This is a genomic window from Algoriphagus oliviformis (assembly GCF_017254915.1).
In the GTDB taxonomy this organism is placed as follows: Bacteria; Bacteroidota; Bacteroidia; order Cytophagales; family Cyclobacteriaceae; genus Algoriphagus; species Algoriphagus oliviformis.
Genome location: NZ_JAFKCT010000084.1, coordinates 1 through 288, shown reverse-complemented (window position 1 = coordinate 288; position 288 = coordinate 1). Strand labels below are relative to the sequence as shown.

Here is a 288-nt window from a genome sequence, read left to right as displayed (position 1 = left end):
AGGCCGATGCCGGCGCGATCCAGCGCCAGCGGCGTGGCGTAGGAGGGCCCCAGCAGCATGTCTTCCCACACGTCGATGGCGGCAAAGGCGAAACTGCGCAGATAGCCGAGCGGCTGCAGCCCCAGCTCTTTGGCGCGCGATTCGCTCATCATCAGTACCGCCGCCGCACCGTCGGTCAACGGCGTGCTGTTGGCCGCAGTGACGCTGCCGTGCTTGCGATCGAACGCCGGTTTCAGCTTGGCGTAGGAAGCCAGGCTGGAGTCTTTGCGGATGTTGTTGTCTTCAGAA

1 protein-coding gene is annotated in these 288 nt (G+C 64.6%); it reads right to left on the bottom strand.

Annotated elements, in window-relative coordinates:
* The coding region (locus J0A68_RS23385) for a thiolase family protein (RefSeq protein ID WP_498371316.1) at positions 1 to 288 on the bottom strand (288 nt) is incomplete at both ends.